Below are 19,771 nucleotides of genomic sequence, written 5' to 3'. Positions count from 1 at the left end.
TCTCGTTTCCCCCTTGAAGCTCTAAGGTATCCACCTTATTCTTTGTAAGGCAAATACCTTAATCCTGATCTACAGGCATCCGCCGGGCTGAACAAGGAGACTGAAGGATGAATGCACGCGTGAACGCTGCCGATCTCTCGCAGACGACGTTTCCCCTCACTCCACGCTCGATGCCGCATGTCCTCCTATCGCTGATCCGCAATCCGCTCGACGCGTTGCCGCCGGAAATCTTCACCGAGCCCATGGTTTTCACCAGGGTGGGCGGAAAACTGCGGATCTATCTCGCCGACCCCGAGCTCATCTATCAGGCGCTGGTGCGCAATTCCGACGCGCTCGGCAAAGGCGAGGATGTGCGCCGCGTGCTAGGCCCGGCCCTCGGCAAGGGCATTCTGACCGCTGACGGCGCCCATTGGAAATGGCAGCGGCAATCAGTGGCCGGCGCCTTTCGCCATGAAAAACTGCTGGAACTGCAGCCAGCCATGATTGCGGCTGCCGGGCGCAGACGTGATCTCTGGCTCGCCGACAGGAACGGCCCCATCGACCTGTGTCAGGAAATGATGCGCACCACCTTCGATATTATCGTCGATACGATGATGTCGGGCGGCGATGGCATCGATGTCGACAAGGTCGAGCGCAACATCACCAACTACCTCAAGCCGACCGGCTGGAAATTCGCGCTCGGCCTTCTTGGGCTGCCCGACTGGATGCCCCATCCCGGCAAGGAGAAGGCGCGATCGGCCGTTGCCTTCCTACGAACGACCCTTGGCGCAGTGATTGCCGAACGACGACGCAGCGGCGCGGAACGGAACGATCTGGTGTCCATGCTGCTTGACGCAGCCGACCCCGAAACCGGTCGCACGATGACCGACGAAGAGGTCATCGACAATCTGATGACCTTCATCACCGCCGGACATGAGACGACGGCGCTCGGCCTTGCCTGGACCTTCCATCTTCTTGCACGCCATCCCGATTGCCAGGCCAAGCTCTTCGAAGAGATTGCCACCGTGACCGAGGGCGGCCCGCTGACGGCCGAACATCTCGGCAAGCTCACCTACACCAGGCAGGTCTTTTCCGAAGCCATGCGGCTTTATCCGCCGGCGCCAATCGTTTCGCGCGCGGTAACTAGCGAATTTACCATCGGCACGCACATGATACCGGCCGGCACGATTATCTATGTGCCGATCTATGCCGTGCATCATCATGCGGATCTTTGGGAAGACCCGCAGGTTTTCGATCCCGACCGCTTTGAGCCGGAGGTGGCACGAAACCGCCACCGCTACGCCTTCATGCCCTTCGGCGCCGGTCCGCGCGTCTGCATCGGCAATGGCTTTGCGATGATGGAGGCCGTTGCGATCCTCGCCGTGCTCTTGCAGAAATTCCACGTAACCGGCTCGAGCGAGCCTTCGCCCAAGCCGATCATGAAGGTCACGTTGCGGCCCATGCATCCGCTGTCGATCAACCTCATGGAGAGATAATCGAGCGGGTCTCCTGCTCCGGACAGAAACGAGAGGGCGCCTCAGCCGCCCCAAGTCTGTTCGAGGACGCGGACCCAGTTCTGATAGGCGATCTTGGCAAGTGACTGATCATCGAACCCATGCGTACGCAGGGCTTCGATCAGTTTCGGCAGGCCGCTCGCATCGCCGAGCGCGGCCGGAATGGTCGTGCCGTCGAAATCGGAGCCGAGCGCGACATGCTCGATGCCGATGCGCTCGGCAATGTAGGCGACGTGGCGAACAAGGACTTCGAGCGGTGTATCGGTGTTCCTGACACCATCATCCCGCAGAAAAAGCACGCCGAAATTGATGCCGACCAGGCCGCCGGTATCGCGGATCGCGTCAAGCTGCTTGTCGGTCAGATTGCGGCTGTGAGGGCTGATGGCATGCGCGTTGGAATGCGAGGCGACCAGCGGCGCATTCGACAGTTTGGCGATATCCCAGAATCCCTGCTCGTTCATATGCGATAGATCGATCATGATCCTGAGCTCGTTGCAGGCGCGGATCAGATCCTTGCCGGCGTCGGTGAGCCCGGGGCCAATATCCGGCGTCGAAGGAAACCGGAAAGGCACACCATAAGCAAAGACATTGGGGCGGCTCCAGACAGGCCCGAGCGTGCGCAGGCCAGCCTCATGAAGGACATAAAGCGCATCGAGATCGGCCGCGACCGCTTCCGCACCTTCGATATGGAATACCGCAGCGAACTGGCCTTCGGCAATCGACCGCTTGATATCACCGGCCGAGCGGCAAACCTTCACAGCTCCCGCGGACCGGGCTTCGATCGCGAGCAGAAGCCGTGCCATCGCCAGGGTTTCATTCAGGGCGCCGGGCTGAGCAGGTGTTGCGAAATCGGCATTTTCAGCCTTTGGCTGATCCGGCGACGGGATAAATATGGCGCAGAGGCCGCCCGCGAGGCCGCCACGGCGGGCACGAGGCAAATCGATATGTCCGGCAGCTTCGCCATTCAGGAAAGCGTTGACAGAATTCAAGCCACCGCGACGCAGCCGAAGCAGCACGTCGTTATGGCCATCGAAGACGGGGATTATCGAGGATTCGGTCATGTCTCATTCCAAAAATTGCAGTTGATATCTGCCTAGGCAAGCTTGGCGGAATGGGCAACTGCAAACTACGCATAGGGTCTGTGAAAACGGATTTGGTCGTTTGCAAGACATCACTCTCAAGAACCTTCAGAAAATACGATGGCGGTCGGGCGGTGCCAAGCCGGCAAGGCAAAGGCGGAATAGTTTCGCAGTGGTTTTGCAAAGCGTCCCCACGGAGCGAGTTCTCGCTTTCGGCTGGATGTGCTCGGACGGAGGATGCCGATCCCTATGCCGCGTTTGATTTGGCAGATGTACCGACACGAGACAAATTGGCTCAGCCAGCGCCACATTTTGCGGCAATTGCAGCGGGAATATGGGTTTGGCGACCCGCAACACTTGCTTTTTCTGAAAAGCGCAGCACATGAAAGCCTTAGTATGTTGAGAGAGCTAGGAATACGGCAGGAATTACAGCAGCATACCAGCTCGCCGAAGAAGGCGGCTCGAAGCGGAGACAGCCGTCCGCTTGAATAATGGATGGAGAGTTGATGGCGGCGCTCATATCCTGTCCTGACCGTATTCGAGGAGAGCGGATTGTCTGATTTTCGGCGCGAGGAACGATCCGGATCTGCGTCAGACGAGGCGAAGGAACCGTCATGGCGCAAGGACAGGAAGTCGTTACAGTCTGAACGGCGGCGCTTCCCGCGACCGGAGAAGGCGGCAGAGGAGGAAAACCTGCCACCGCCGGCCTTGCAGCCGTTGAAGTTCTCCACGCGCGATATCGAGCCGGCCGCGCAATTTGCCGCCTGGCAAGCCTATGTCGCTCCCGTGGCCGACGTGCGACTGCCGGATAATATCCCGCCGGAAGCCGGCTTTCCGGCCGATCATATCGCGTGGAATCTTGGCGGTATGCTCTTCGTTCAACAGGATACGCCGCCCCACAGCTACATGCGCTCGCAGGCGAAGGTGAAAACCAATCACATCGATCACTGGCATGTTTCGGTGCCGAGCAGCGGCCGGACCTGGACGGAAGTCGATGGCCATGTTCTGGAAGGTGAGCCGGGCAAGGTGGAACTGCGATCGCTGGGACATCCCTTTCGAGGGCGTTCGACCGAGGCGAAAGGCCTCTCGCTCTTCCTGCCGAGGGCATTGCTGTTCGACGTTCCCACACCGGTCGAGATCGAGAACAACATTGCGCTCTCCGGCGTGTTTACCAATATGTTGATCGAATTCCTCGATAGTGTCGAAAACAATCTCGCGCGCTTTGCAGCCACCGATCTACCGCACGTCGTCCAGACGGTGCGCAATATGATTGTGGCTTCCGTTTCGACCTCGGCAGCGCAATCGACCGGCACGGAGCAGCATAGCACCCTCGCCCTGACGGAACGCGTGCGGCGGTTTGTGGAAGGCAATCTCACTTCGGGCGATCTGACGGTCGAGCACATATGCCGCGAGCTCGGCATATCCCGCACCAGGCTCTATCAGATATTCGAACAATATGGCGGCGTGCATCACTATATTCAGCGCCGTCGCCTCCTGTCGGCTCATGCCGCCCTCAGCGATCCCGCCAATCGGGAGCAGATCGTCGACATCGCCTTTGCCGTCGGCTTTTCCTCGGCAGCGCACTTCAGCCGAGCCTTCGGGAAGGAGTTCGGCTACAGTCCGCGTGAAGCCAGAAACCTTACCATCCCGCGCTATCTCGGGCAGGTCATCTCACCGGCATCGTCCGGCAGCAGCCACTCCTTCGACGAATGGCTAAAAACCCTCGGCTATTATCACTAGACAGTGGATTTCGATGCCTTGAGGCAGGCGCGCGTCCGAAGGGCACGCGCAAGCGAAGGGCACATCTTCCCACCAATCCCCGTGTCGGCCCGAAACCGCACTTCAGCAATTGCGAAAATGGACGCTGCTGCAAGTTTCCGGATGCACGTCTAACGACATATGGTGCGTAACCCATTAAAAAAGAAGAACAATAGCCGTTCGGAGACCAAAGCCCCAGTGTTTGGTGAATGTACTGTGCGTCCAACGGGGCAAGTCATAGGGAAAACAGCAATGGTATCTACTCGCCAGACAATAGAGATCAGCAAGCCTCAGCATCCCGTCAATGACTCATACCGCGCGGTCGAGCGCGAAGAGGTCCTTGAAGTGGCCTTTCGTGACTTTGTTCAAATGGCACTCGCTGCCGGCTGGAACGAACCCGAGGTCGCTTTGACCTTAGCCGATATTGCCGATGACTATGTAATGGCTCTCGCTGGTAGAGTTGCTGAGAAATAGTGTTCCGCGTCCGTCCGCGCTCCGCAGGGGTGAGCACGAACGGTTAGAAGCAACTCTTCAGCATGCCGTCGGTGACACCGCTCAAAAGAACAAGAAGGCGGCTCACCGGCGGCATGAATTTTATTCGGCAAGCAGTCAGCATGCTTCCTTCATGCCCTGCCCCATCCAGGCAAGATTTGTAGAAAGCGGGTCACGATGAAGATCAGGCAACATCTCTGGTTTCAACATGACATGGAAACGGCGATCGAACTTTATACGTCGCTTATCCCGGGTTCGGCAGCCGGATGGATCTCAAGTATTCTCACCGACAATTTGAATGGACCGGCCGGCAGCGTAAAATTTGCAGGTTTCACGCTTGGAAATCGCGCCTATATGGGTTTCGAGGCAGGGCCATTCGACCGCTCGGAGCATAGTTCTTCCATCACAGTCGAGTGTGCGACACAGGACGAGGCGGACCGTTTGCGTTATGCGCTGGGGAAAAGCCGTCCGGACGATCGCGGCCTTGTGAGAGATCCGTGGGGCATATATTGGCAGTTTCTGGTCAGGCCGCAGGCCGCCAACGCCAAAGTATCCGCCAAATCCGAGCAGATCGGCAGCGTTACGGCCACAAAGAAGAAATTCGCTGCCGCCTGAAAGCGCACGACAAACCTATCACAAAATTCAAAGGTCGCGGCAAACGCACGGCTTTCAGCCAGTCAAAAGCATGCGCTGCCGTGATGCAGGCGGAGGCCGACCCACACTCGGCTTCCGCTTATGCTCTATTTTGAGCGTCAGTCGATAACCGGGCAGCCGCGTCGATTACCGAAAACCATGCGGTCTGGGCCGCCATCGTTCCAGCCGCGAACGACGATGCGCCGTCCGTTGCTGTCGATCGAATCGATGCGACGGAAGCCTTCCGCCCGCGCGGCGCGCATGAGATCGCGTCTGTCACAGCCGCGATCACGATCCCAGCCCCTGTCGCGGTCACGGTCACGATCCCAGCCACGCGGCGGACCTCTCCAGTCCCGACCCTGATCACGCTGCCAGGGCGGCGGTGCATAACCGTCATCGCCGCCATAATATTGCGCCGAAGCGACAGACGTCATCAGTTGCAACGCGGCCAATCCGACCACGGCGACACGCGAAATCCGTACCAAACCTTCAAGCATTTCCCTTACCCCCATTTCCTGTCTTGTGGACGAGGATAGAGATACGCCGATTCGCATGAACTCTGCCTGAACGCAGCCAGAGCCGAATTATGTGCCGCGCTGCCGCGCGATCGCAATGTTTTGCGCGACATGTCTCAGCTGAAGGGAAAGGCGCGAAACTCTTCGCTCTCCTCGGCACGTACTGACAGCACGTGAAGGCGTGGGCAAGCCTTCACATCGAGGGCATCGGGCAGCATCTCGCGCGTGAAGCGAAGCGCGACAGCACTGGTGATATCCGCCTGGAGCGGCCGTACACCAAAAAGCCAGGGATCGGCGGCCTGCGGCATCTCCACCTCCAGCAGATGATATGCCGCCGCGAGCTGACCATGAACCCGATCGAGCCAGGGTTGATGCTGCTTTTCCATAGGGCGCAGCTTATGCTCGTAGACAATCTGCACCGTCTTTTCACACGCCGCCAGTGCAAGACCGATGATGCGCAGAGACCGGGCATGAGCCTGCGGATCTAGGGGTATGAGGCTGCGCCCTGGTGCTGCGATGCGTTCGGCATGCTCGAGTATCAGGCTCGAATCCATCAAGACGGTTCCATCATCCGTGACGAGCGACGGCGCTTTCACGACGGGGTTGATATCGGCGAAAGCTTCGAAAGCACTGAAAACAGAAAGCGGCTCATGCACGAACGCTATATCGAGTGCGCGCAGCGAGATCGCCACGCGCCTGACAAACGGCGAATCCAGCATTCCGATCAGTCTCATATCCACCACCATCTCTTTCCCTGGGCAGGCGCAAGAACCGCGCCGCGATCCGATGAGGAATAGTAGTCGCGGGCGGACGGCTATTGCCAGTGGCCGAAAAAGCCATTACCGCAAGGATCATGCCAAAGAACGCCAATCCGCTTGTCGTCATCGCCGCCTATGACCAGCTCTGCACGTTCGAATTCGGATGCGCCTTCGAAGTGTTCGGATTATCGCGACCGGAAATGGGGCCGGGCTGGTATCGCTGCATGACCGCGGCAGTAGAGCCCGGACCCATTCGAGGTGCCGGCGGCCTTACCGTCAATTCGGACGGCTGCCTTGAACTGTTCGATCAGGCGGATACGATCGTCATACCGGGTTGGCGGGGGCCGGACGCCGCGGCGCCCGAGCCACTTCTCGAAGCGCTGCGGAAAGCTCACGCCAGAGGTGTCAGGCTGGTGTCGATCTGCGGAGGCGCCTTCGTGCTGGCTCAAACCGGCCTGTTATCTGGCAGACGCGCCACGACCCACTGGCATCATGCCGGAAGGCTTGCTGTCGCCTATCCGGAAATCGATGTCGAGCCGCATTCCCTCTATGTCGACGAAGGCGACATATTGACATCGGCCGGCAGTGCGGCCGGGCTCGACCTTTGCATTCATGTCGTACGCAAGGATTTCGGCGCCAAGGCTGCCAACAGCGTGGCCCGGCGCCTTGTCGTCGCCGCCCATCGCGAAGGCGGCCAAATGCAGTTCATCGAGCGCCCGGTCGCAGGACGTGGTGCCACACGGCTATCTGCTCTGCTGGATGTGATCCGGAGAGACCTCGCACAACAATGGAGCGTCCAGCGCATGGCGGAGGAAGCCTGCGTAAGCGTGCGAAGCCTGCACCGCCACATTCGCGAGGCGATAGGGATCGCACCGGGGGAATGGCTTCAAAACGAGCGCCTCGCCCGATCGCGCGAGCTTCTGGAAGAAACAAGCCTTCCCGTTTCGGTCATTGCGATGCATGTCGGCCTGGGGAGCGCTGCGAACTTCCGTCATCATTTTCGCGCAAGCGTCGGATTGTCACCGACGGCCTATCGATCGCGATTCCGCAGTGCCGATAGCCAGCAACAATCCCGTGCGTCCGACTGAACAAATCCTATCGCGATTTGGAGCCTTTGGAGATGTAGGATCTGCCCCCGGCTGTACGGCGAGGACGCGGCGTCGCCCGCGAAAGCCGGTCTCCGCGGTGCCAATCCGTGATTGCCGAATGGACGGATTGGGATAGAAGCATCGCCCCCGCCAGGCAATAGAGCAGGACGATGATGGCTGCCTCGACGATCAGAGGCAGAAATGCAAAGCGAGCGCCCGGACTTTCTTCCTCTTCAGGAAGCAGATCGGGCAGTCCGAGGATCATCGCCGTCAACGGCGAGGCAAGGATAGCGACGAAAGCGACACCATGAATCCAGAGGCGAAACCGAGGCAATTTCCCCGCCACCCAAAAGGCCAGAAGCGGAGCGCCGATATTGCATATCAAACCAAGTAAAACAGCGATCTCTGTCGGCAGGATCGAATCGTCGTGCATGAATTCCCAATCCCTCAATGCTACTCAGATTAGTGCCATGCATCCTAAAAAACAACTTGCTCGCCTGTGCCATCGCCCGGCAGAGACGAGGCTTTCACTGCCGCAAACGATCGGAAATCATTGCCACCACGGCTCGCGGCGATGCCATTTGAGATCGCGCCGACGGCTCCTTCCGTCAGCCTTCCTGTCGCCCTTCAAATGATCCAGATAGCCGCCCAAGACGCTGTTGATGAAGACATGGGTTTTCGTCAGGCTCGAGCCGAGCCGCCTGAATCTGGCCTCCCTGTCCCGTTCCATCTGCTGGAGTACTTTCCAGAAGACGAAGCTGTCATGGCTTTCCTTCATCGTCAGGAAATAGCCGGAGGAATAAGCCCCTTCGAAACGGTCGGTGAAGGTCAATATCGCCGGATGACGCAGATTGTATCCCACCCATCCGCATTCGGGATAGATTCTTCTGTTCAGATAGGCGGCAAGCTGATTTCCACGCGGCGCGATCCCATCGAGAAAGCTCTTCGGAATGGGCCGATGGGTCACTGTATCGGCATCAAGCCATATCAGCTGATCGACCGTGTTATGATAGCGCCTGACGGCATCGGCGACAGCAAAGACCTTGTTGGAAAAGCGCACGGCGTCCCACCGGAAATCACGCACCAGCCCGTTGCGTGACGAGATATATCCATTTGCCTGCGGCTTGCTGCCATAAGCATCGCGAAAGCCGCGCAGCCGGGGCAATGTCTCGCAATGGTCGAACACCAGAAGACGGCGATCCTTCTCCTCGATTTCGACATCCTCGGCATAGACGACCAAACACACTTCCTTCGGCCAGCAGGCAAGGAAGGTCTCGATACATTTCTTGCCGTAGTCACGATAACCCTTTTCATGAAAGGTGGTGACAACGATATGGCTCAACTCTCCCCGTTGCCACGGATTGGTCAGGAACATCGGCAATCGGACTCCGCAATAGGGTAACTCCCTATGCGTCTATCCGATCGTCTCGGCCTGGCGGTTTCCCAATATTTCCGAACTGTGGATTTTCCAGGAAATCTTGTTGCAAAGCTTAGGCTTATAAAGGCCGGAACCCACATGCAGGCATCACGGCTCATATGGTTGAAACGGACCCGTCGCTGACATCAACCCGGGCATGCGGTCTACTTGACGGTGAAATCGGTCGTTTCCATCACTTTGCCGTTGACGGAAAATTCGATCTCGTAGCTCCCGACGGGCCAACCATTGTTTGGTTTCGTCATCGCGGATTTCACGTGATTGGTCAGGGAGCCGATATGCAGATCGACACTGTCGATCTTGTAATTCGGCGGTGCCGCGCCGCCGGTGTCGACGGCAATCCATGCAATGTTGACATCACTCCCCGATGGTACCTCCTTCGTCAGATGGGCTGAAACAAAAATCTTCGGCGTATCGGGAGCAAAGCTGCTTTGAGCAGCATCTGAATCCTCCTTGGTCGAAACGACGATATCTTTAAAGCCGGCAGCCCATGCTCCCGCAGAAATCGCGGATATGGCACTGGCGGCAAAAGCGAAAATCACAGCCTGGGGGAATCGCATTCTCGAAGATCCTTTGCTTGAGAAGAGCACATCGTGCCGGACGAAAGAGACGGTCACAGCGCGCCGCTGTGACCGAATTCAAGCAATCAACGAAAGGGATATTGGCCTCCATCGCGCGCTGGCAAGGCTTGGACTTTCATCGCGCCGTCGGAAGGGAGGAATTATGAAGAGATATCAGGAAGCGCCGTCAGCCGCTCCATAGCCATCGATTCCCACGATTGTCGGTTTGAACACTATGGTTTTCCGCATCGCATCCCCGTTGGTCACGACCGCGTGGCGCACCAATTGCGCCGCAGCCTCGCCAATAGCGCGCCGGGGCGAGCGGGATGTTGCGATCGGCGCGGGCAGCGAACCGACCAGATCCAGCCCATTGAAGCCGGCAATCAGGATCTTCTCAGGAACCGCAATGCCCAGCTCCATGCAGGAAAACAGCCCGCCACTCGCCATGTCGTCATTGGAGTAATAAATGCAATCGAGATCCGGCACCGCCGCAAGCATGGCCGTCGTCAGCTGTTTTCCAAGCGCGATCGAGGAAAAGGCATCATCGATCCGCTGCTCGGCAAACCCTAGACCATGGGCATGCAGGACGCGTTCGAAGCCGGCCTTGCGCTTGGCGGCGCGCAGATCCCTTGTCAGAGCGCTACCGACATAACCGAACCGTCTTCGCCCCGACGCAATCAGCGCTTCGGCCATATCCTCTCCCGCCGCGCCATGGGATAACCCGACATTGAAATCGATTGGCGTGCCGTCGAGATCCATAAGCTGGATGACCGGAATATTGGCGTGGCGGAGCAGGTCCACCGTCTCTTCCGGCTGATCGAGCCCGGTGACGATGATGGCGCAGGGCTGCCAGGAGAGCATGTCGCGGATGATCTCACGCTCCTTGGCGATATCATAATCGGATATGCCAAAGACGGCTTGCATACCGGAACCGTCAAGCCCGGCGGAAATGCCGGCAAGCACTTCCGGAAAGACGATGTTCGACATACTGGGAACGACGACGGCTACCAGATTGGTGCGCTGCGTGGACAAGGACAGCGCCAGCCTGTTGCCGACATAGTTCATCCGCGTCGCTGCTTCGATCACCCTGTCACGCGTCTCGCTGGAAACGTCGGCAACGCCGCGAAGCGCACGCGATGCCGTCATCTTGCTGACGCCCGCTTCGATCGCGACTTCTTCCAGAGTGGGTTTGCGCATCCCCAAGCAACCCTCGATGAACCATGGCGGCAGGCACGATGCCGCCCCTCTTCATAGAATGTTTCCTGGAAAAGGCAAACATCCAGCTATTGACAAATACCGGGAAAATGAGGCTTGTTATCGATACCGGTACCGGTAACATAGCCAAAGATCACAGAGGTAACGCCGTGCAGAACACGAAGAAGGCCGCCGTCATCGGCCTGGGGTCCATGGGTTGGGGTGCTGCCCTATCGCTTCTGAAAGCGGGTTTTGCCGTCTGCGGCTGCGATGTCCGCAGCGAGGTCCTCGCCCGTTTCGCCGAAAGCGGCGGCACTCCCTGCACGACGCCTGCATCTGCCGCCAAAGACGCTGACGTGATCCTTGTCTATGTCGTCAACAGCAAGCAGGTAGAAGACGTGCTTTTCGGGCAGAACGGTGCGCTTAAAACCGCTCGTCCCTCGACCACATTCCTGCTCTGCACCACCATGGCGCCGAGTGCGACGACAGCCATTGCCGAAAGGCTTGAGGCGGCAGGCATGTTCGTCATCGACGCCCCCGTTTCCGGCGGTCACGTGCGCGCCCTTGCGGGCGAAATCACCGTCATGGCGTCCGGCACGCCCGAGGCCTTCGATAAGGCATCCGCCGCGCTCGATGCCATCTCGGCCAAGGTATTCCGGCTGGGGGATCGCCCTGGCGTCGGCTCGCAGGTCAAGATGATCAACCAGCTTCTCGCCGGTGTGCATATCGCCGCGACAGCCGAAGCCATGACGCTTGCTGCCAAGGCAGGCATCGATTTGAAGACACTGTATGATGTGATCTGCGTTTCCGCCGGCTCATCCTGGATGTTCGAAAATCGCGGCGAGCATATTGTATCCGGCGATTATACGCCGCGCTCTGCGGTCAACATCTTCGTCAAAGATCTTGGGATCGTGACATCCGAGGCCGATAAAGCCGGCGCCGTCACCCCGCTCGCCGCAACCGCGCTTGATCTATTCGTTGAAGCATCGCAAGCGGGTCTCGGCCTTGAGGATGACGCAGCCGTCGCAAAAATCCTGGCCGCCAAGAGCGGCGCCAGCCTGCCGGGCGTAGGGGACTAGGTCATGACGCTCCTGCTTGGCTGCATCGCGGATGACTTTACGGGGGCGACCGATCTTGCCGCGCTGCTGGCACGCAGCGGACTGCCCGTTTCGCTGCGGATCGGCATTCCGCAAGACAAACGCGACCCGAACGAGACGGCGGCCTTCGAAGTCATCGCCCTCAAATGCCGGACATCGCCCGTCGATATCGCGGTTAAGCAGGCACGTCAGGCGCTGGCATGGCTGAAGGAGGCTGGAGCGAGCCGCTTCTTCTGGAAATATTGCTCGACATTCGACAGCACCGCCGAAGGCAATATCGGTCCGATCGCGGATATGCTGATGGCCGAGACCGGCGCAGCGCAGACGATCTATTGCCCCGCCTTTCCGGAGAACGGGCGCAGTGTCTTCATGGGTCATCTTTTCGTCGGCGAGCAGCTTCTGTCGGAAAGTCCGATGAAGGACCATCCGCTGACGCCGATGCGCGATTCCAGCCTCGTGCGGCTTCTGACGCCGCAGGTGAATGGAGCTGTCGGCCTCGCCCACCGCAATATCGTCTCAAAGGGTGCGGCAGCGCTGAAAGCGCGGCTGGAGCAATTGAGCAGCGATGGCATTCGACATGTGATCGTCGATGCTGTGTCCGACGATGATCTCCATACGATCGCCGCGGCATCCTTCGACATGCCGCTGTTGACGGGTGGCAGCGCGATTGCCGGCCAGCTTCCGCGATTTTACATGGAACAGGGTCTCGTCAGCCTCTCCCAACATCGGCAGCCGCTACCAAGGGTCGCCGGCGGTTCGATCGTCCTATCCGGCAGCTGCTCCGCCATGACGCGCCGGCAGGTCGCCAATTATGCCGGCAAAGCTGCCAGCCTGCGGCTCGATCCGATCGCGCTTGCACAGGAGGGCGCCGGCACCGCTCTGGAGTGGCTGCGTCAGCAATCTCCCGACGCGCCGAAGCTTATCTATGCCACCGCCGATCCTGACGAGGTACGGCAAGCTCAGGAGCGGCTAGGCAGGGACAAAGCGGGGCAGGTCGTCGAGGATGCTCTTTCGGAGATCGCCCGCGCCGCCTTCGATTGCGGAACGCGCCGCTTCGTCGTTGCCGGTGGAGAAACCTCCGGCGCGATCACGCAGGCGCTCGGCGTCAAGCATCTGGCAATCGGCCCAGAGATAGCGCCGGGCGTTCCCTGGACATTCGCGATTGCGGACGGCGAAGCGATCGCGCTTGCGCTGAAATCTGGCAATTTCGGCAGCGAAACCTTCTTCACCGATGCCTTCGCCCGGTTGGAGGCCGCATGAGCGAAGAAGCCACACTGCGCGAACAGATCTGCATGATGGCCAAATCGCTTTACGATCGCGGCCTGACCGCCGGCTCCTCCGGCAATATTTCCGCACGCCTCAGCGATGGTAGACTTTTGGTGACGCCGACGGGCAGTTCCTTCGGGCGCCTCGATCCCGCACGCCTCTCGCTCTTCGACGGCGGCGGGCGCCTGATCGGTGGCGACAAGCCGACCAAGGAGATGCCGCTGCATGCGGCCTTTTATGAGACGCGGCCGAAAAAGACCGGCGCCGTGGTACATCTTCATTCCAGCCATTCGGTTGCGCTCTCGATCCTGCCCGGCGTCGATGCCGACAACATGCTGCCGCCATTGACGGCCTATTCGATCATGAAGCTCGGCAAAGTAAAACTCCTGCCCTATTTCATGCCTGGCGATCCGGCCATGGGCGATGCCATTCGCGGTCTTGCCGGCAAGCGCAGCGCCGTGATGCTGGCAGCCCACGGACCTGTCGTCTCGGCGAAAGATCTGGAAGCGGCGGTTTATGCGATAGAAGAGTTGGAAGAGACTGCAAAGCTTGCCATGCTGACGCGAGGAGCCAATCCCTCGCTGCTGACGAATGCGCAGATCGCCGAACTCGTTCGCACCTATGACGTGGAGTGGGACTGAACATGACGCGCTTTTCCGCCAATCTGGGATTCCTGTGGCAGGAGCTTTCCCTTCCCGATGCGATTCGTGCCGCCAAGGCTGCCGGTTTCGATGCGGTGGAATGCCATTATCCCTACGACACGCCCGCTGAAGCTGCGCGTCAGGCATTGAAGGAAACCGGCCTTCCCATGCTCGGCCTCAATACGGCCCGCGGCAATGTCGCGGCTGGCGACAACGGCCTCGCGGCCATTCCAGGGCGTGAGGAAGAAGCTCTCCTGCTCATCAACCAGGCGATCGACTATGCAGCCGCCATCGGAGCGCAAAATGTGCATGTGATGGCTGGCAAGGCTGGTGGCGCCGAGGCGCGTGCCACCTTCATCGCCAATTTGCGCTATGCCTGCGAAAACGCCGATAAGGTCGGCGTGACCGTGCTGATCGAACCGCTGAACCATCGTGATGCACCAAGCTATTTCCTGCAGACGGCCGATCAGGCGCTCGACATCATAGCTGCGGTCGGCGACGCGAACCTCAAACTGATGTTCGACTGCTATCACATCCAGATCATGCAGGGTGACCTCACGCACAGGCTGCAGGCCCACTTGCCTGCAATCGGCCATATCCAGATCGCCGCCGTTCCGGACCGGCGCGAGCCGGATCACGGAGAGATCGACTACCGCCACATTCTCCGCTTTCTGGAAAGCCTCGGCTATGACAAGCCGATCGGCGCGGAATATCGGCCGGCGACTACGACGGACGCAGGGCTTGCCTGGCTGCAGGCATACAGATGAAAAGGTGACCGGCATCCCCGATGCCGGACGGCCATCGAAGACATTCGCTCGGGAATGATCCCGAAGACCGATATCAGCCTGGAGCGGTTCAGCTTTTCACTGAATCCGTGAACCGCCTCGTCTGTTTGTTTCTCGCAATTCCGGACGGAAAACCGCTACGCACTTTTCCTGGAATTGCTCTATTGGGAGGAAAATCCGATATGCATGTTTTGATCCTGGGTGCTGCGGGCATGGTCGGCCGCAAGCTTGTCAACCGCATCGCCGCCGAGCCGAAAGTTTTCGGCAAGACCATCGATCGCCTGACGCTGGTCGATGCCTTCCAGCCGTCGGCACCGGAGGCGCTGGCATCCATATCGAACACCCTGACGGTCGACCTTGCGACATCAGGCGCTGCCGAGAAGCTCATCGAAGACCGGCCGGATATGATCTTTCATCTCGCGGCCATCGTCTCCGGCGAAGCCGAGGCCGATTTCGACAAGGGGTATTCCGTCAATCTCGACGGCACGCGGGCGCTCTTCGAGGCCATTCGCCAGCAAGGCCTGAAATCCGCTTATACCCCACGCGTCATCTTCGCCTCCTCCATCGCCGTGTTCGGCACTCCCTTTCCCGAGGTCATCGGCGACGAATTCCTGACCGCGCCGCTGACGAGCTACGGCACGCAGAAGGCGATTGCAGAACTCCTGCTTGCCGATTATTCGCGTCGCGGCATTTTCGATGGCATCGGCATCAGATTGCCGACCATCTGCGTGCGCCCCGGCGCCCCGAACAAAGCGGCTTCCGGCTTCTTCTCCAACATCCTGCGCGAACCGCTTGTCGGCAGGCAAGCCATCCTGCCCGTTAGCGATACGGTGCGTCACTGGTTTGCGAGTCCGCGCTCGGCGGTTGGCTTCTTCGTGCATGCTGCAACGCTCGATACGGCGAAGGTCGGGCCGCGACGCAATCTCACCATGCCCGGGCTCTCGGCACTCGTTTCCGATGAGATCGATGCACTCCGCCGCGTCGGCGGCGACAAGGCAGTTGCGCTGATCCGCCGCGAACCCGATCCGGTGATCGAGGGCATCGTTTCCGGTTGGGCGACGCAATTCGACGCCAAGCGGGCGAGCGATCTCGGCTTCAAGGCAGAACAGAGCTTCGACGAAATCCTGCAAGCACATATCGAAGACGAACTTGACGGGAGGGTTGCATGACGGAGGTGTCATCGAACGCACAAGACGCAATCGCGCTGGTGACCGGCGGCGGCACGGGCATCGGCCGCGCCATCGCCAAGGCGCTCGGCTCGGCGGGCTTCAAGGTCGTCATCTCGGGGCGCAGGGTTGACGTTCTCGAAAAAGCTGCCCGTGAGCTTTCGGAGGAGACCGGGGCGGAATTTCTTGCGGCTGCGGCCGATGTCAGCGATCCCATTTCGGTTCGCAGCCTCTTCGATGCCATCGCCGGTCGATATGGCCGCCTCGACCTTCTGGTCAACAATGCCGGCATGGGCCTGCCGGCCGTGCCGATGGAGGAGTTGAGCTTCGAGCAATGGAACGCCATTCTCGGTGCGAACCTGACGGGCGCGTTCCTCTGCACGCAGCAGGCCTTCCGCCTGATGAAATCCCAGGTGCCGCAAGGCGGCCGCATCATCAATAACGGCTCGATCTCGGCAACGACGCCGCGACCGCATTCCGCACCCTATACGGCCACGAAGCACGCCATTACAGGCCTGACGAAATCGACGGCGCTCGACGGCCGTCCCTTCGATATCGCCTGCGGCCAGATCGATATCGGCAATGCCGCCACCGATATGACGGCGCGGATGAGCGCCGGCGTGCTGCAGGCGAATGGTGAGACCGCCGCCGAACCGACGATCTCGGCCGAGCATGTCGCCCGCGCCGTCGTCTACATGGCGACGCTGCCGCTCGATGCCAATGTGCTCTCAATGACCGTCATGGCAACGAAGATGCCGCTCGTCGGCAGGGGGTAAACAAACAATCGGCAGCGTCGTGAATACGGCGCTGCCGACATTATACGTTCGCGTCTTCGCTTAGATGGCCGGCCGTGCCGACGGTTTCACCTGCCTGCGCTCGATCAGACCACCGACACTGAAGATCAAGACCTCGATCTCGGTGTCGATCTTGTCGCCATCGAGCAGACGGACGACGTCGTCTATGCCGGATACGGCATGGCCGTCGATGGCAAGCAGATAGTCACCCTCCTGCAGCCCGCCCTTTTCGGCGGGACTATCCTTTTCGACACGACGCAAACGCACCGCCGTCGAATGGGTGACGCCAGCTTCCAGCGCGATCCGCCGATGCAGCTCAACCGTATCGGCGGCGATGCCGATATAGGCGCGCCTGACATGGCCGAAACGCAAGATTTCGGACACCACATGCTTGGCCGTGTTGGAGGCGACCGAGAATGCGATGCTCTGCGCGCCCTGGATGACGGCGGTATTGACGCCGATCACCTCGCCCGCGGACGAAACCAGCGGACCGCCGGAATTTCCGGGGTTGAGCGCCGCATCCGTCTGGATGATGTCCTCCATCAGCCGCCCGCTCGCTGCACGCATGGAGCGGCCAAGCGCCGAGACGATGCCGGCGGTGACGGTCCATTCGAAACCAAGCGGATTGCCGATGGCGATCGCGATGTGACCGCGCTTCAGCGATTTGGAATCCCCGAGTCTCGCCCAATTGCCCGGCCAGTCATTGGCGCGAATGAGCGCAAGATCAGTATCCGGATCGCGTCCGAGCACCCTTCCCTCGACGGTCGCCCCTTCCGGGGTCTTGATGCGCACGGCCTTGGCGTCGTCGACAACGTGATTGTTTGTCACGACCAGGCCATCCGGCGAAATGGCGAAGCCGGAACCATGTCCGGCGCGGCCGCCCAAACGCTCGATCCGGCTGACGGCCGGCCCGACGAGATCGACGGCACTCGATACCGATTGAGAATAGGCATCCAGCAGCCCGGCATCGGATGACGGCTGGATGTCACGATCAATGAAGCCCATGAAAACTCCTAGGACGCAAACGCGTCACATAGAGGAACGGCAGCAACTGTTGGAAGGCAGGAGGCTGTCAGTTCGACAGATTGAAGTGGTGACTATTCAAATGAGATGTCACCCTATCGAGTTCAAGAGCCGACCGAACACCCACCTTTCGTCGACCGAAATCAGCTTTTGTCTTGCCGCAGCAGCCGCTCGAGTTCCCGCTCCTGCATCTCGATGGCTTGCGTGACGAAGCGCAAGACCACCTGCTTTTCCGCCTCGGAAAACTGTTTGAGCATCTGCGCGCCGGCCTGCGCGATTGGGCCATAGGCTTCGCGTCCCAGCCTGATCGCCTTCTCGGAGGGCGCCACCAGCACGCGACGCCGGTCATTCGGATCGGGAACGCGGTGGAGAAGGTCGCGCGCCGAAAGGCGATCGATCAAGGCCGTAACCGACGGAGGCGCAAGGCCGATAGCTTTGGCGACGGCGTTCGCAGGTTGCGGCGCGCGCATGATCACGCTGAGGCAGCGCCGCTCGGCGCTATTGAGCCCATGCAGCTTGCCGAAGGTTTCGTCGAAACTCTCTGTCGCCTCCTGCCAGCGCATGCAGGCATGGCTGATGGCTTCCACGAGACGATGCTCATCTTCATTTGACTTTTCTTCGATCATCGAATAATTCATTTATTAAACTATTAGAAGGAAGAAACAATGTGCCCCATTGAAGACCGCGCTGCAACCATTAAACGAGCAGCAAACCCAGAGGTGACGATCGGCATATGCGGCGCCGGCATTGGTGGACTTGTGCTTGCGCTGCGGCTGGCAAGGCTCGGCTTTCGTCCGATACTGTTCGAAGCCCGCTCCAGAGAGGCCGCCTTGTCCGAAGGAGAATTTCTGACGCTCGCTTCCAACGGCATGAACGGGCTGCGAGCAGTGGACTGCTACGAAGAAGTATTGCGCCAGGGATTGGAGACCCGCGCCATCGAGCTCTGCAATGCGCGCGGCAAAAGGCTTGCACTCGTCGACCAGAGCGACCATTTGGCGACATTCGGCACGCCCGCCGTTACCATCAAGCGCGGCGTTCTCACAGGCATCCTGATCGAGAAGTGCCAGGCTGAGGGCATCGTCGTGCAATTTGGCCGGCGCTTGACCAAGGTCGACAATCATGCGCATGCGGTAACGCTCAACTTCTCCGAAGGGACCGGTCTTGCTGTTGACCTGCTCGTCGCCGCCGACGGACTGCGATCCTTCGTCCGCACGCAAATATTTCCGGATTATCCCCTGCCGCAATTTACCGGCCTGATCGGCACAGGCGGCATTATTGACGCCGATATACCGGATACGGATGGCGTGATGCGCATGACATTCGGCGAGCAAGCCTTCTTCGGCTATATCAAAACCGCATCGCATCCCGTCTACTGGTTCGATTCCTTCCCCGCCGATACGCCCGATGCGGTACGCGCACTGGAACCGACAGCACTGGCCGCTCATGTTCGCCAGATGCATGCCGACGATCCCGAACCCAACAGATCGATCCTTCAGGCGATCGGTCAGATCGAACGCAGCTATCCCATCTTCGACATGCCGCAGCTTCCGGTCTGGTCGAGCGGACGGGTGGTGTTGCTCGGCGACGCCGCGCATGCCATCGGCCCGCATGCCGGCCAGGGTGCCTCGATGGCCATAGAGGATGCCGTGGTCCTTTCATCCTGTCTGGCGGATACGCTCGACTACGGCGCTGCCTTTGCCCGTTATGAGACCTTGCGGCGCCCACGCATTGCCCGCGTGGTGAAGCTCACCCGGCAAAATGCTTCCAGGAAACGAAAAAACAGTCGGCTCAGCCTGTTTCTGAGAGATCTGCTTCTGCCTCTGTTCATTCCAATGAGTGTCAGAGCCAACCGCAAATTGTTCGCATATCGGGTCGATCTCGATCCGTTGGAGGCAAATCACTCGGTCGAAGGCGGTCGCAGGCAAGCCGCCTGACGCATGGTTCGGCCCGGCGGAGACCAAAGACCGACCGCGGAAGAGCTGGGTTGGCCGGGT

At 59.7% G+C, this 19,771-nt stretch carries 21 protein-coding genes; 12 read left to right on the top strand and 9 right to left on the bottom strand.

Going from position 1 to position 19,771, the window contains the following annotated elements; all coding sequences use genetic code 11:
* The first annotated feature begins 107 nt into the window (after positions 1-107).
* Positions 108-1,475: a cytochrome P450 gene (locus GA0061103_RS06060; RefSeq protein WP_092708028.1), complete on the top strand. Its 1,368-nt coding sequence runs from the start codon at positions 108-110 to the stop codon at positions 1,473-1,475.
* A gap of 41 nt (positions 1,476-1,516) precedes the next feature.
* On the opposite strand, the gene GA0061103_RS06055 is transcribed toward GA0061103_RS06060, so the two are convergent.
* Positions 1,517-2,554, bottom strand: a complete 1,038-nt coding sequence (locus GA0061103_RS06055) for a dipeptidase (RefSeq protein ID WP_092708025.1) — start codon at positions 2,552-2,554, stop codon at positions 1,517-1,519.
* 570 nt (positions 2,555-3,124) lie between these two features.
* Between GA0061103_RS06055 and GA0061103_RS06045 the strand changes: the two genes are divergently transcribed.
* The 3 genes from GA0061103_RS06045 to GA0061103_RS06035 all read left to right on the top strand — a co-directional run bounded on the left by GA0061103_RS06045 (position 3,125) and on the right by GA0061103_RS06035 (position 5,437).
* Positions 3,125-4,312 (top strand): helix-turn-helix domain-containing protein, encoded by a 1,188-nt coding sequence (locus GA0061103_RS06045; RefSeq protein ID WP_092708019.1) that lies wholly within the window; start codon positions 3,125-3,127, stop codon positions 4,310-4,312.
* Between the two features lie 270 nt (positions 4,313-4,582).
* The gene (locus tag GA0061103_RS06040) at positions 4,583-4,804 is read left to right on the top strand and encodes a hypothetical protein (RefSeq protein WP_069609932.1); all 222 of its coding nucleotides are present in this window, start codon (positions 4,583-4,585) and stop codon (positions 4,802-4,804) included.
* Positions 4,805-4,999: 195 nt separating this feature from the next.
* Entirely contained in the window at positions 5,000-5,437 is a 438-nt protein-coding gene (locus tag GA0061103_RS06035; protein ID WP_092708016.1) for a VOC family protein, read from the top strand.
* 137 nt (positions 5,438-5,574) lie between these two features.
* Here GA0061103_RS06035 and GA0061103_RS06030 read toward each other — a convergent pair whose 3' ends face one another.
* On the bottom strand, positions 5,575-5,952 hold the full coding sequence (locus GA0061103_RS06030) for a hypothetical protein (protein WP_167376525.1): 378 nt from the start codon (positions 5,950-5,952) through the stop codon (positions 5,575-5,577).
* Positions 5,953-6,086: 134 nt separating this feature from the next.
* Positions 6,087-6,704 (bottom strand): glutathione S-transferase family protein, encoded by a 618-nt coding sequence (locus GA0061103_RS06025; RefSeq protein WP_092708736.1) that lies wholly within the window; start codon positions 6,702-6,704, stop codon positions 6,087-6,089.
* A gap of 119 nt (positions 6,705-6,823) precedes the next feature.
* Between GA0061103_RS06025 and ftrA the strand changes: the two genes are divergently transcribed.
* Positions 6,824-7,816 (top strand): transcriptional regulator FtrA, encoded by a 993-nt coding sequence (ftrA, locus tag GA0061103_RS06020; RefSeq protein ID WP_092708733.1) that lies wholly within the window; start codon positions 6,824-6,826, stop codon positions 7,814-7,816.
* A 7-nt stretch (positions 7,817-7,823) separates the two neighbouring features.
* Here the strand turns inward: ftrA and GA0061103_RS35345 are convergent, their stop codons facing one another.
* From GA0061103_RS35345 to GA0061103_RS06000, 4 genes are all read right to left on the bottom strand, one after another.
* Positions 7,824-8,249 carry a hypothetical protein gene (locus tag GA0061103_RS35345; protein WP_245304672.1) on the bottom strand — a complete coding sequence of 142 codons (426 nt, stop codon included), beginning with the start codon at positions 8,247-8,249 and terminating at the stop codon, positions 7,824-7,826.
* 117 nt (positions 8,250-8,366) lie between these two features.
* Complete coding sequence (locus GA0061103_RS06010) at positions 8,367-9,191, bottom strand: hypothetical protein (RefSeq protein WP_092708013.1); 825 nt, start codon at positions 9,189-9,191, stop codon at positions 8,367-8,369.
* 206 nt (positions 9,192-9,397) lie between these two features.
* The gene (locus GA0061103_RS06005; protein ID WP_092708010.1) at positions 9,398-9,811 is read right to left on the bottom strand and encodes a hypothetical protein; all 414 of its coding nucleotides are present in this window, start codon (positions 9,809-9,811) and stop codon (positions 9,398-9,400) included.
* Between the two features lie 174 nt (positions 9,812-9,985).
* Positions 9,986-11,008: a LacI family DNA-binding transcriptional regulator gene (locus GA0061103_RS06000; RefSeq protein ID WP_092708007.1), complete on the bottom strand. Its 1,023-nt coding sequence runs from the start codon at positions 11,006-11,008 to the stop codon at positions 9,986-9,988.
* A 167-nt stretch (positions 11,009-11,175) separates the two neighbouring features.
* Between GA0061103_RS06000 and ltnD the strand changes: the two genes are divergently transcribed.
* The 6 genes from ltnD (at position 11,176) to GA0061103_RS05970 (ending at position 16,736) form a co-directional block, all read left to right on the top strand.
* On the top strand, positions 11,176-12,084 hold the full coding sequence (gene ltnD / locus GA0061103_RS05995) for an L-threonate dehydrogenase (RefSeq protein ID WP_245304671.1): 909 nt from the start codon (positions 11,176-11,178) through the stop codon (positions 12,082-12,084).
* Positions 12,085-12,087: 3 nt separating this feature from the next.
* Entirely contained in the window at positions 12,088-13,362 is a 1,275-nt protein-coding gene (otnK, locus tag GA0061103_RS05990; RefSeq protein WP_092708004.1) for a 3-oxo-tetronate kinase, read from the top strand.
* Entirely contained in the window at positions 13,359-14,009 is a 651-nt protein-coding gene (gene otnC / locus GA0061103_RS05985) for a 3-oxo-tetronate 4-phosphate decarboxylase (RefSeq protein ID WP_092708001.1), read from the top strand. The genes otnK and otnC overlap by 4 nt, the downstream gene beginning before the upstream one ends.
* Positions 14,010-14,011: 2 nt before the next feature.
* Positions 14,012-14,776, top strand: coding sequence for a hydroxypyruvate isomerase family protein (locus GA0061103_RS05980; RefSeq protein WP_092707998.1), 765 nt, complete (start codon positions 14,012-14,014; stop codon positions 14,774-14,776).
* 200 nt (positions 14,777-14,976) lie between these two features.
* The gene (denD, locus tag GA0061103_RS05975) at positions 14,977-15,963 is read left to right on the top strand and encodes a D-erythronate dehydrogenase (RefSeq protein ID WP_092707995.1); all 987 of its coding nucleotides are present in this window, start codon (positions 14,977-14,979) and stop codon (positions 15,961-15,963) included.
* Positions 15,960-16,736, top strand: coding sequence for an SDR family oxidoreductase (locus tag GA0061103_RS05970; protein ID WP_092707992.1), 777 nt, complete (start codon positions 15,960-15,962; stop codon positions 16,734-16,736). Before denD ends, GA0061103_RS05970 begins: the two co-directional genes overlap by 4 nt.
* A 60-nt stretch (positions 16,737-16,796) precedes the next feature.
* On the opposite strand, the gene GA0061103_RS05965 is transcribed toward GA0061103_RS05970, so the two are convergent.
* Positions 16,797-17,759: a S1C family serine protease gene (locus GA0061103_RS05965; protein WP_092707989.1), complete on the bottom strand. Its 963-nt coding sequence runs from the start codon at positions 17,757-17,759 to the stop codon at positions 16,797-16,799.
* Between the two features lie 161 nt (positions 17,760-17,920).
* A complete protein-coding gene (locus tag GA0061103_RS05960) occupies positions 17,921-18,403 on the bottom strand; it encodes a MarR family winged helix-turn-helix transcriptional regulator (protein ID WP_245304670.1) in 483 nt (160 codons plus the stop codon).
* 39 nt (positions 18,404-18,442) lie between these two features.
* Between GA0061103_RS05960 and GA0061103_RS05955 the strand changes: the two genes are divergently transcribed.
* Positions 18,443-19,711, top strand: a complete 1,269-nt coding sequence (locus tag GA0061103_RS05955) for an FAD-dependent monooxygenase (RefSeq protein WP_092707984.1) — start codon at positions 18,443-18,445, stop codon at positions 19,709-19,711.
* Positions 19,712-19,771: the final 60 nt, after the last annotated feature.

This window comes from Martinezella multihospitum (assembly GCF_900094585.1).
GTDB classification, from domain to species: Bacteria; Pseudomonadota; Alphaproteobacteria; order Rhizobiales; family Rhizobiaceae; genus Rhizobium; species Rhizobium multihospitium.
The sequence above is the reverse complement of the archived record's forward strand: the minus strand, read 5'-3'. Positions and strand labels throughout refer to the sequence as shown.

Coding starts and splice junctions, on each gene's coding strand:
- GA0061103_RS06055 (WP_092708025.1), bottom strand. CDS start 2,554: ATGACCGAATCCTCGATAATCCCCGTCTTCGATGGCCATAACGACGTG.
- GA0061103_RS05965 (WP_092707989.1), bottom strand. CDS start 17,759: ATGGGCTTCATTGATCGTGACATCCAGCCGTCATCCGATGCCGGGCTG.
- otnK (WP_092708004.1), top strand. CDS start 12,088: ATGACGCTCCTGCTTGGCTGCATCGCGGATGACTTTACGGGGGCGACC.
- GA0061103_RS05960 (WP_245304670.1), bottom strand. CDS start 18,403: ATGATCGAAGAAAAGTCAAATGAAGATGAGCATCGTCTCGTGGAAGCC.
- GA0061103_RS06005 (WP_092708010.1), bottom strand. CDS start 9,811: ATGCGATTCCCCCAGGCTGTGATTTTCGCTTTTGCCGCCAGTGCCATA.
- GA0061103_RS05980 (WP_092707998.1), top strand. CDS start 14,012: ATGACGCGCTTTTCCGCCAATCTGGGATTCCTGTGGCAGGAGCTTTCC.
- GA0061103_RS06060 (WP_092708028.1), top strand. CDS start 108: ATGAATGCACGCGTGAACGCTGCCGATCTCTCGCAGACGACGTTTCCC.
- GA0061103_RS06010 (WP_092708013.1), bottom strand. CDS start 9,191: ATGTTCCTGACCAATCCGTGGCAACGGGGAGAGTTGAGCCATATCGTT.
- GA0061103_RS06040 (WP_069609932.1), top strand. CDS start 4,583: ATGGTATCTACTCGCCAGACAATAGAGATCAGCAAGCCTCAGCATCCC.
- denD (WP_092707995.1), top strand. CDS start 14,977: ATGCATGTTTTGATCCTGGGTGCTGCGGGCATGGTCGGCCGCAAGCTT.
- otnC (WP_092708001.1), top strand. CDS start 13,359: ATGAGCGAAGAAGCCACACTGCGCGAACAGATCTGCATGATGGCCAAA.
- GA0061103_RS06030 (WP_167376525.1), bottom strand. CDS start 5,952: ATGCTTGAAGGTTTGGTACGGATTTCGCGTGTCGCCGTGGTCGGATTG.
- GA0061103_RS06025 (WP_092708736.1), bottom strand. CDS start 6,704: ATGAGACTGATCGGAATGCTGGATTCGCCGTTTGTCAGGCGCGTGGCG.
- GA0061103_RS06035 (WP_092708016.1), top strand. CDS start 5,000: ATGAAGATCAGGCAACATCTCTGGTTTCAACATGACATGGAAACGGCG.
- GA0061103_RS05955 (WP_092707984.1), top strand. CDS start 18,443: ATGTGCCCCATTGAAGACCGCGCTGCAACCATTAAACGAGCAGCAAAC.
- ftrA (WP_092708733.1), top strand. CDS start 6,824: ATGCCAAAGAACGCCAATCCGCTTGTCGTCATCGCCGCCTATGACCAG.
- GA0061103_RS35345 (WP_245304672.1), bottom strand. CDS start 8,249: ATGCACGACGATTCGATCCTGCCGACAGAGATCGCTGTTTTACTTGGT.
- GA0061103_RS06000 (WP_092708007.1), bottom strand. CDS start 11,008: ATGCGCAAACCCACTCTGGAAGAAGTCGCGATCGAAGCGGGCGTCAGC.
- GA0061103_RS05970 (WP_092707992.1), top strand. CDS start 15,960: ATGACGGAGGTGTCATCGAACGCACAAGACGCAATCGCGCTGGTGACC.